Source organism: uncultured Methylobacterium sp., from assembly GCF_964244095.1.
Classification (GTDB): Bacteria; Pseudomonadota; Alphaproteobacteria; order Rhizobiales; family Beijerinckiaceae; genus Methylobacterium.
In genome coordinates this window covers 1-10,184 of record NZ_CAXTHR010000148.1, presented here as the reverse complement: position 1 = coordinate 10,184, position 10,184 = coordinate 1, and the positions used below count along the sequence as shown (strand labels likewise).

At 71.2% G+C, this 10,184-nt stretch carries 9 protein-coding genes and 1 pseudogene; 8 read left to right on the top strand and 2 right to left on the bottom strand.

The features are described from left to right. From ACFE86_RS18540 to ACFE86_RS18530, 3 genes and pseudogenes are all read left to right on the top strand, one after another. Positions 1 to 396 (top strand): annotated as a pseudogene (locus tag ACFE86_RS18540) (protease modulator HflC); the annotation flags it as partial. 141 nt (positions 397 to 537) lie between these two features. Further along, a complete protein-coding gene (locus tag ACFE86_RS18535) occupies positions 538 to 2,055 on the top strand; it encodes a Do family serine endopeptidase (protein WP_375456794.1) in 1,518 nt (505 codons plus the stop codon). A 144-nt stretch (positions 2,056 to 2,199) separates the two neighbouring features. Then, on the top strand, positions 2,200 to 2,697 hold the full coding sequence (locus ACFE86_RS18530) for a coiled-coil domain-containing protein (protein ID WP_375456793.1): 498 nt from the start codon (positions 2,200 to 2,202) through the stop codon (positions 2,695 to 2,697). A 6-nt stretch (positions 2,698 to 2,703) separates the two neighbouring features. On the opposite strand, the gene serB is transcribed toward ACFE86_RS18530, so the two are convergent. Then, entirely contained in the window at positions 2,704 to 3,600 is an 897-nt protein-coding gene (serB, locus tag ACFE86_RS18525) for a phosphoserine phosphatase SerB (RefSeq protein ID WP_375456792.1), read from the bottom strand. A gap of 18 nt (positions 3,601 to 3,618) precedes the next feature. Here serB and miaA point away from each other — a divergent pair, with 18 nt between their 5' ends. Then, entirely contained in the window at positions 3,619 to 4,539 is a 921-nt protein-coding gene (miaA, locus tag ACFE86_RS18520; RefSeq protein WP_375456791.1) for a tRNA (adenosine(37)-N6)-dimethylallyltransferase MiaA, read from the top strand. Between the two features lie 10 nt (positions 4,540 to 4,549). Here miaA and ACFE86_RS18515 read toward each other — a convergent pair whose 3' ends face one another. Next, on the bottom strand, positions 4,550 to 5,416 hold the full coding sequence (locus ACFE86_RS18515; protein WP_375456790.1) for an NAD(P)-dependent oxidoreductase: 867 nt from the start codon (positions 5,414 to 5,416) through the stop codon (positions 4,550 to 4,552). A 431-nt stretch (positions 5,417 to 5,847) separates the two neighbouring features. Here ACFE86_RS18515 and ACFE86_RS18510 point away from each other — a divergent pair, with 431 nt between their 5' ends. From ACFE86_RS18510 to ACFE86_RS18495, 4 genes are all read left to right on the top strand, one after another. Then, positions 5,848 to 6,282, top strand: coding sequence for a tellurite resistance TerB family protein (locus ACFE86_RS18510; RefSeq protein WP_375456789.1), 435 nt, complete (start codon positions 5,848 to 5,850; stop codon positions 6,280 to 6,282). Between the two features lie 32 nt (positions 6,283 to 6,314). Continuing rightward, positions 6,315 to 7,583: a DUF898 family protein gene (locus ACFE86_RS18505; RefSeq protein WP_375456788.1), complete on the top strand. Its 1,269-nt coding sequence runs from the start codon at positions 6,315 to 6,317 to the stop codon at positions 7,581 to 7,583. 92 nt (positions 7,584 to 7,675) lie between these two features. After that, entirely contained in the window at positions 7,676 to 8,803 is a 1,128-nt protein-coding gene (locus ACFE86_RS18500) for a M48 family metallopeptidase (RefSeq protein ID WP_375456787.1), read from the top strand. A gap of 118 nt (positions 8,804 to 8,921) precedes the next feature. Then, positions 8,922 to 10,184 (top strand): efflux RND transporter permease subunit (locus ACFE86_RS18495; protein WP_375456786.1); only part of this gene is annotated, 1,263 nt, incomplete at its 3' end.

Genomic DNA, 10,184 nt, shown 5'->3' with positions numbered 1-10,184 from the left:
ATGAAGACCGAGCGCGAGCGCGAGGCCGCCGACATCCGCGCCAACGGCGACCAGATCGCTGCGACGATCAAGGCCAAGGCCGACCGCGACGTGACCGTGATCCTGGCCGAGGCGACGCAGACCTCGGAGCAGCTTCGCGGCCAGGGCGACGCCGACAAGAACCGCATCCTCGCCGGCGCCTTCGGCAAGGACCAGGACTTCTTCAGCTTCTATCGCTCGATGCAGGCCTACGAGACCGGCCTGAAGGGTCCCGAGACCCGGCTGGTCATCAGCCCGACCTCGGACTTCTTCCGCTACTTCAGCGACCCGCAGGGCAAAGCCGTGCAGGGCGGCGCGCCGCGGGGCACGTCCGATCCCGGCGCCATGACGGGTTCTACGACCGGTGCGCGGCCCTGAGCGTCGCATCGACCGCCGCCATCGCGCGCCGCCCTTGAACCGGGCGGTCCGCGGACGATCTTAAGGCGGCCTTCGAACCGCCGGCCGCCCAGGCGCGGTCACGAACGAGACGTCGGAAACGCGTTCCTGAAGAGGTCGATCATGCACCCCGTCGCGAGCGCCCCGGCGCGTCCTGTCCACCGTCTTCGCCGCGGCGCGCGCACCGTCGCCGCCGCGTTCCTGATCGCCTCCTCCGCGGTCGCGGCGCCGGCGCTCGCGAGGGGGCCGGTCTCGCTCGCCGACCTCGCCGAGCAGGTCGACGACGCGGTCGTCAACATCTCGGCCTCGACGACGATCGAGGCGCGGCCCGGCAATCGTGCCGGCCCGCAAGTCCCGCCGGGAACCCCGTTCGAGGACTTGTTCGAGGAGTTCTTCAACAAGCGCGGCGGGCGCGGCGGCGAGCCACGCAGCGAGGCCGATCCGCGCCAGCAGCGCAAGTCCAACTCGCTGGGCTCGGGCTTCATCCTCGATGCCTCGGGGATCGTGGTGACCAACAACCACGTCATCGGCGACGCCAACGACATCCAGGTGATCCTGCACGACGGGACCAAGCTGAAGGCCGAGATCATCGGCAAGGATTCGAAGATCGACCTCGCGGTGCTGCGGGTGAAGCCGACGGCCGAGCGCCCGCTGAAGGCGGTGCCGTTCGGCGATTCCGACAAGATGCGGCCCGGCGACTGGGTGATCGCCATCGGCAACCCGTTCGGGCTCGGCGGCTCGGTCTCGGCCGGCATCGTCTCGGCGCGCGGGCGCAACATCGAGTCCGGCCCTTACGACAACTACATCCAGACGGATGCTGCCATCAACAAGGGCAATTCCGGCGGGCCCCTGTTCAACATGGACGGCGAGGTGATCGGCATCAACACCGCGATCCTCTCGCCGACCGGCGGCTCCGTCGGCATCGGTTTCGCCGTGCCGTCGGGCTCGGCCAAGCCGGTGATCGACCAGTTGCGCGAGTTCGGGGAAGTGCGCCGCGGCTGGCTCGGCGTGCGCATTCAGAACGTCGACGACGCGACCGCCGAGGCCCTCGGGCTGAAGGGCGGCGCCAAGGGCGCGCTGGTGGCCGGCGTCGATGAAAAGGGCCCGGCCAGGACCTCGGGGCTCGAGGTCGGCGACGTGATCGTCCGGTTCAACGGCAGCACGGTGAAGGCGTCGAGCGACCTGCCGCGCATCGTCGCCTCGACCCCCGTCGGCCAGAAGGTCGACGTGGTGATCGTGCGCAAGGGCGAGGAGACCACGAAGGCCGTCACCCTTGGCCGCCTGGAGGACAGCGAGAAGCCGCAGCTCGCCAACCTCCGCCAGCCCGAGCCCGAGAGCGTGACCCGGCAGGCGCTCGGGCTCAACCTCTCCGGCCTCACCGACGACCTCCGCCGCAAGTTCAGCATCAAGGACGGCGTCAAGGGCGTGGTCGTGACCCGCGTCGATCCCAACTCCACGGCGGCCGACAAGCGCATCCAGCCGGGCGAGGTGATCGTCGAGGTCGGTCAGGAAGCGGTCACCGCGCCGGCCGACGTGACCAAGCGCGTCGATGCGCTCAGGAAGGACGGCCGCAAGTCGGTGCTGCTGCTGGTCGCGAGCGCGACCGGCGACGTCCGCTTCGTGGCGATCGGTCTGGATTGATCCAAGCGATGGTCGACCGCGGGTAAGCCGCCGCCCATATCGGGGCGGCGGCTTTTCCCTTGCCAATGTGAGGCGTGTTGCACGGGAGCGTGGAACACGTCACCCTCCCGTGCCGTGATCGCCCGTGCTCAAGGCACCTGCACCGTGAACGCCGTCGCCTTCGACACGCTTAAATTCGCGCGCAGCCTGCGCGAGAAGGCCAACCTGACGCCGGAGCAGGCGGAGGGCATGGCAGACGCCATGGCGGAGGTCTTCGCCGGCAGCATTCCGACGAAGGGCGATATCGACGACGTCAGACGCGACATCGAAGCGATGCGGCTCGCCACGAAGACCGATATCGAATCGCTGAAGGTCTCGATAACGGACGATATCGAAACTTTGAGGTTATCTACGAAGGCTGACAGCGATGCGGTACGGGTCTCGGCGAAGGCCGACAGCGATGCTTTGAGAATGTCTACGAGAACAGATATCGACGCTTTGAGACTGTCGACGAAGGCCGACATCGACGTACTGAGACTGTCGACGAAGGCCGATATCGAAACGATGAAGTCCGAAATCATCAAATGGATGTTTGGAACGATCGGCTTTCAGACGGTCGTCATCCTAGGAGCGGTCGTCGCGCTGTCGCGGAGCTTCCGTTGAGGCGCCTCAGCCGACGAACTCGCTCGCCGTGAAGCCCTGGAGATAGAGCAGCGCGCTCAAATCCCCGTGCTCGACCCGGGCATCCGCCGCCGCGGCGACCGCCGGCTTGGCGCGGAACGCGACGCCGAGGCCGGCCTCGGCCAGCATGTCGAGGTCGTTGGCGCCGTCGCCGACGGCGAGCGTCTCGGCCGGATCGAGCCCCAGGCGGGTGCGCAGCTCGATCAGCGTCACTCGCTTCTCCGGCCGCCCGACGATCGGGTCCTCGACCGTGCCGGTGAGGCGCCCGTCGGCGAGGCCGAGCCGGTTGGCGTGGTGTGCGTCGAACCCGAGCGTCGCCGCGATCGGTCCGGTGAACAGCGTGAAGCCGCCGGAGACGAGGCAGGTATGCGCCCCGTGCCGCTTCATCGTCCGGACGAGGGTCCGCCCGCCCGGCGTCAGGGTCAGACGGTCGCGGATCAGCGCGGCGGCCACTCCGGCCGACAGGTCCTTCAGGAGCGCGACTCGCTCGCGCAACGCCGGCTCGAAGGCGATCTCGCCGCGCATCGCGCGCTCGGTGATCGCGGAGACCTGCTGCTTCAGGCCGATCGTCTCGGCGAGTTCGTCGATGCATTCCTGCTCAATCATGGTCGAGTCCATGTCGGCGAGGAACAGGCGCTTGCGCCGATGGCGGTCGGCCGGCAGCAGCGACACGTCGATCGGCTCGCCGGCCAGCGCCGTCCGCAGGCGCTCCGTGAGCGCGGGCGCCGCCGCGAGCGCGCCCGGCACCGGGATCTCGGCCGCGACCGTTCCGTGCAGAATTCGCGGCCGGTGCCCGGTGGCCAGCACCGCCCGCGCCTCGGTCAGCACCGCGTCGGTGATGGCGGGGCGGGCCTCGTTTGCTATCAGGATCGCGACGAGCGCCATCGGAGCCGGGATTTCGTGTTGCCGCCACACCACGCGCCGTCGCAGGACCGGCCGGAAGCGATCCTCATCGCAGGGCCCACCGCCTCGGGCAAGTCGGCGCTGGCGAGCCGGCTCGCCCTCCGTCACGGCGGCGTCGTGGTCAACACCGATTCGATGCAGGTCTACGCGGACCTCCGCATCCTCTCGGCGCGACCGGACCAAATGGAGGAGGCGCGCGTGCCGCACCGCCTCTACGGCCATGTCGACGGCGCGGTGAACTTCTCCGCCGGCCACTTCGCCCGCGCATCCGCGGCCGTGCTGGGCGGTCTCGACGGGCGCCTGCCGGTCTTCGTCGGCGGCACCGGCCTGTACTTCCGCAGCCTGGAGGAGGGCCTGTCGGACCTGCCGCCGGTGCCCGATGCGGTGCGGTCGGCGATCCGCAGGGAATCCGAGGGCCGGGCGACCGCCGCGCTCCACGCCGACCTCGCCGCCCGCGACCCGGCCGGCGCCGCGGCGCTGCGGCCGAGCGACCGGGCGCGGGTGCTGCGCGCGCTCGAGATCCTCGCCGCCACCGGCCGGCCAATCGCGGACTTCCACGGCGCGCGGATTCCCGGCCCGCTGGCGGGTCGAACGCTCCGCAAGATCTTCCTGGCGCCGGAGCGCGACGTTCTACGCGCCCGCATCGACGCACGCTTCCGCGCGATGGTCGCGCAAGGCGCCTGCGGCGAGGTCGAGGCGCTGCGCGCGCGCCGCCTCGATCCGATGCTGCCGGTGATGCGCGCGCACGGCGTGCCGGGCCTGATCGCCCATCTCGACGGCGCGATCGGCCTGGAGGAAGCGATCCTGCGCGGGCAGGCCGACACGCGGCGCTACGCCAAGCGCCAGTTCACCTGGTTCCGCCATCAGATGGGCCCGGACTGGCGCTGGCTCGATCCGGATGCGGCGGTCGAGATCGGGTGAGGGCGTCGGTTTAACGCTCCAGCCGCGCGACGAGGCTCGACGTGTCCCAGCGGTTGCCGCCCATGGCCTGGACCTCGGCGTAGAACTGGTCGACGAGCGCCGAGACGGGAAGCCTCGCGCCGTTGCGGCGGGCCTCGTCCAGCAGGATGCCGAGGTCCTTGCGCATCCAGTCCACCGCGAAGCCGAAATCGAACGTCCCGGCGTTCATCGTCGCGCCGCGGTTCTCCATCTGCCAGGAGCCGGCGGCGCCCTTCGATATCACGGAGAGCACCGCCTCCACGTCGAGCCCGGCGCGCTTGGCGAAGTGCACCCCCTCCGACAGGCCCTGCACCAGGCCGGCGATGCAGATCTGGTTGACCATCTTGGTGAGCTGGCCCGAGCCCGCCGGACCCATGAGCCGGCAGGCGCGGGCATAGGACCCGATCGCCGCCTCGACGCGGGCATAGGTCGCCGGCTCGCCGCCGCACATCACGGTGAGCACGCCGTTCTCGGCGCCGGCCTGACCGCCGGAGACCGGCGCGTCGATGAAGCCGACGTCCTTCGCCTGCGCGGCCTCGGCGAGTTCGCGCGCGACTTCCGCCGACGCGGTGGTGTGATCGACGAAGGTGGCGCCCGCCCGCATGCCGGCAAGCGCCCCATCGGCGCCGAGGACGACGCCGCGCAGGTCGTCGTCGTTGCCGACGCAGGCGAACACGATCTCGGCGTCGGCCGCCGCCTCGCGGGGCGTGCCGGCCCGCGTGCCGCCGTTCGCCGCGACCCAGGCCTCGGCCTTCGCCCCCGTCCGGTTGTAGACGGTGACCGAATGGCCCTTCCCGGCGAGATGCCCGGCCATCGGGCCGCCCATCACGCCGAGGCCCAGGAACGCGACCTTCGCCATCATCCGTCTCCGCCACGTGCCGTGAATGCGTGCGAGCGGTCTAGGTTTCGCGCGTCGCAGCGTCAAATGCCCAACCGAACCCTGCCGGACCGCTGGTCGCGAGGCCACCGGGACGGACGGGTCCGTTCCGGAGCTGGCGGGTGAAGGACGACCTGGGCGAGGACGCGCGTTCGGAAGCGGAAGCGCCGCCGTCGGCGAGCCGTGGCGGTGCGACCGGCCGTCTCGGGCGCGACGGGCCGGGCGACGCGACGATCGTCTGAGGATCGCGGGCGCGGAGCGGCCGGGAAGTGCTTGACTTGGTCCGTTCGATCCCTGCCACTCGTCCCGCGGCTGTTCCCGGCGGCACGGAGCGGTCCCGCGCTCCCGTTTGAAGGTGCGCGTCGCGTCGGCCGGGTCGGCCTCACGCGGCGACGGAGTGGTGGGAGGTGGGCATGAGCATCTTTCAGGACGCGATTCTTCGGTTCGGCCGCACGATCATGTCCTATGCCGGCGATGCGCTGTTCCTTCAGGCCGCCGTGTCGGCGGCCGCCAACGTCACGGTCGCCGACGGCGACGTGGACGAGGAAGAGGTCGAGTCGGCGATCGTGGGGATGCGCGCGAACCCGATCCTCCAGAAATCCTACAACACCTTGCGGATCGAGCAGGAGCTCTACGAGGGCATCGCCCGTGCCAAGACCCGCGCCGGGCGGATCGAGAACCTGCGCCACGTCGCATCCATCGCCGACCGGCCGATCGGCCAGCGCCAGGACGTGTTCCTGATCGCGGCGGACGTCGCCGATTTCGGCGGCATCAGCGCGGTCGAGCACAAGGCGCTCGACGAGATCGCGGCGGCGCTCCAGGTCGACAAGTCCGCCCTGCTCCGCTGACCGCCTCAAACCCGCAGGTTGCGATGGGAACGATGCCGCGGACCGGATCGGTCGCCTTCGACGGCCGCCTGCGCGGCCTGACCGGGCTCGCGGTCGCGGGCTTCCTGCTCTCGCTCGTCACCTTCGGCATCTACCGGTTCTGGTACGTCACCGACCTGCGGCGCTTCTTCTGGTGCCGGACCGTCGTCGACGGGAGCCCGGCCGAGTATGCCGGCACCGGGCGCGAACTGTTCCTCGGCTTCTTGGTGGCGCTCGCCGTCCTGGTGCCGGTCTATGTCGGCCTGTTCGGGGCCGCCGTGGCGTTCCCGGCGATGGCGCCGTACTCGGCCGTCCTCTCCTTCGCCGCGCTGTTCGTGCTCGGGCAGTTCGCGCTCTATCGCGGCCGGCGCTACCGGGCGATGCGCACCCTGTGGCGCGGCATCCGCCTCGGCCAGGACGGATCGGGCCTCGCCTACGCCGCGCGCGCCGCGCTGTGGTGGGTGCTCACGCTGCTGACGCTGGGCCTCGCTTTCCCGTTCATGCGCGCGAGCCTGGAGCGTTACCGCATCGGCCACACCCGCATCGGCGCCAGCCGGATGGCCTCCGACGCCCGCGGGCGCGCGCTGCTCGGGGCGTGGCTGCTGTTCTACGCGGTCGCCGTGCTGCCCGTGCTCGCGGTCGTGCTGGCGATGCTCGCGGCCAACCACTTCACCCTGCCGACCGACCTGTTCGTGGCCCGGCCCGGCGGCGCGGCCGACGACCTCATGCTCAATCCCGCCTATGCGGGGGGGCGGATCGCGACGCTCACCGTCGCGCTCGGCATCACCGCCGCGACCTGCATCCCGCTGGCGCTGCTGCTGGTGCCGTTCTACCGGGCGCGCGAGACCCGGGTGTTCATGAACGCGGCGAGCCTGCACAGGGACGGGCTCGGTCCCGTGCGCCTCGTCTCGACGCTCCGGGCGCGGCAGTTCTACTGGCCCTACCTCGTCTACGCGCTCTCGCTCCTCGGCTTCGTCGTGGTGGTCGTCCTGATCGCGGCGCTGATCGGGCTCGCCGCGCGGGCGGCGGGCGGCGACGGAACGGCGTGGGCGCTGGGCCTCGGGGCCGGCCTGCTCTATCTCGGCGGGGCGCTCGCCTTCGCGGTCCTGCACGTGCGCGTCGTCCAGGCCCGCCTCTGGGCCGCGGTCGCCGACACCACGGCGATCGTCGACGCGGACGGGCTCGCCGCGATCCTCGCCGCCGGCCGCGGGCCCGGCAGCGGCCTCAACGAAGGTCTCGCCGACGCCCTCGACGTCGGCGGCGCCTTGCAGATCGGGTTCTAGCGATGTCGAGCGGAGCGGGTTCCGTCCGCGTAACGAGGTCGCGTCCGCGACAGGACCAGACGCCGGCCCGGACGGGTCGCGGACGGCGATAGATGCAGCCGGTCACCACCCCGGGCCGCTGGTTCGACGGCCGCAGCGCCACGCCCCATCCCGTCGTCCTGCGGCTCGGCGCGCGCCTGGAGATCGCTGGGCCGGAGGTCCGCCGCGACTGGAGCCTGATCGACCTGCGGGCCGGCGATGCGCCCGCGCCGCCGCTGCGCCTCGGGATCGCCGGCGATCCCGGGCAGGTCGAGGTGATGGACGAGACCTTCGCGCTCGTCCTCGCCGCACGCTGCCCGGACCTGCGCAAACGCCCCGAGGGCACGGGCGGGACGCTCCGCCTCGTGCTCGGGTCGCTCGCGGTCGGCATGGCGGTCCTGCTCGCGGCCCTGTTCGGGATGCCGGCGGCGGCCGGCCTCCTGGCGCCGCTGGTGCCGGCCGGCGTCGAGGCGCGGCTGGGCGCCGTGGTCGAGGGACAGGTCCTGGACCTCCTCGGCGATCCGCAGCCCTGCACGGACCCGGCCGGCCGCGCGGCGCTCGACCGCCTCGTCGCGCGCCTCGTAGCAGGTCGCGGCCTGCCGGCCGGCCTCGGCGTCACGGTCCGCCGCCACGGGACGGCCAACGCCCTGACGCTGCCGGGCGCCCGCGTCGTCGTGCTCTCGGACCTGATCGCCAGGGCGCGGAGCGCCGACGAGTTCGCCGGCGTGCTGGCGCACGAACTCGGCCACGTCGCCGTCCGCGATCCGACCCGCGCTCTGATCCAGGGGTCCGGCACCTCGTTCCTGCTGAGCCTGGTCCTCGGCGATCTCACCGGATCGACGGTGATCGTGGCGCTGGGGCAGGCCGTGCTTGCGGCGGGCTACAGCCGCGACGCCGAGCGGGCGGCGGACGCCTATTCGGTCGACGCGGTGACACGGGCCGGCGGTGACGGCGCGGCGCTCGCCGCGATCCTGGAGCGCATCGCCGCGGACGACGTGGACGATGATCCGGCCTTCCTGCGCAGCCATCCCTTCACCCGCGAGCGGGCCGCCACGATCCGCACCCTCGCCGGACCGGGGACGGGGACGAGGCGCATCCTCGGCGAGGCCGAGTGGACGGCCCTGCGCGGCATCTGCCCCGGCGCCGGGGAGACACCGGGGACGCGGCCGCCGGGCAGGGACCGCCCGCGACGCCGGGCGTGAACCTGCGGCATCGCCGCCGCCGGCGATCCCGGACATGTTGACGAAACAATTCTCGCGTCCGGTGCACGCCGCATTCATGATGCGATGATCCCCGCCGCACCGGGATCGCGGAGACCGCATGGGCCTCGTCCAGTACGCGCTGAAGTTCCGGATCACGACCTACGTGCTCGCCGTGCTGATGACGCTCGCCGGCGCGGGCGCGATCGTCGTCGCCCCGAAGGACGTGCTGCCGATCGTCGACATCCCGGTGGTCGTCGTGGTGTGGACCTATACCGGCCTGTCGACGCCCGAGATGGAGCGGCGGATCACCACCTACGCCGAGTTCTCGCTCTCGAACAACGTCAACAACATCAAGCGGATGGAATCGACCACGCTCCAGGGCACGGCGGTCCAGAAGGTGTATTTCGACACCGACGTGAGCATCGACCTCGCCATCGCGCAGACCGTGTCGGCGATGAACGCGATCCGCTCGGCGATGCCGCCCGGCGTCCAGCCGCCGATCGTGCTGCGCTTCTCCGCCTCCTCGGTGCCGGTGATCCAGCTCGCGTTGACCTCCACCCGGGAAAGCCTGACCAAGGTCTACGACTACGCGCAGTACCGCATCCGCCAGCGCCTCGTGCAGGTGCCGGGCTCGACGCTGCCCTCGCCCTTCGGCGGCACGCCGCGGCAGATCATGGTCGACCTCGACCTGCACGCGCTCCAGGCGCTCGGCCTGACGGCGGTCGACGTCACCAACGCGATGACGGTGCAGAACCTCACGGTGCCCTCGGGCCTCGTCAAGATCGGCGAGCAGCAATACCCGGTGCTGCTCAACGCCACCGCCGACGCGATCTCGGCGCTCAACGAGATCCCGATCAAGGTCGTGGCCGGCCAGCCGGTGCTGATCCGCGACGTGGCCTACGTCCGCGACGGCGGGCCGCCGCAGGTCAACATCGTGCGCTCGGACGGCCTGCATTCGGTGCTGATGCGGATCTTCAAGAACGGCACCGCCTCGACGCTCGACGTGGTCAACAACGTCAAGAAGGCGTTGCCCGACGTCCGCGCCGCGGCGCCCGAGGGCATGTCGATCAAGCCGCTGTTCGACCAGTCCGTCTTCGTCTCCGCCGCGATCGAGGGCGTCGTCCACGAAGCCGCGATCGCCGCCTGCCTCACCGGGCTGACGATCCTGCTGTTCCTCGGCTCGTGGCGCTCGACCATCGTCGTGCTGATCTCGATCCCGCTCTCGATCCTCACATCGCTCGCGATCCTCGCAGCGCTGGGCCAGACCATCAACGTGATGACGCTCGGCGGCCTCGCGCTCGCCGTCGGCATCCTCGTGGACGACGCCACGGTGGCGATCGAGAACACCTACCGCCTGTTCGAGGAGGGCGAGCCGTTCCGC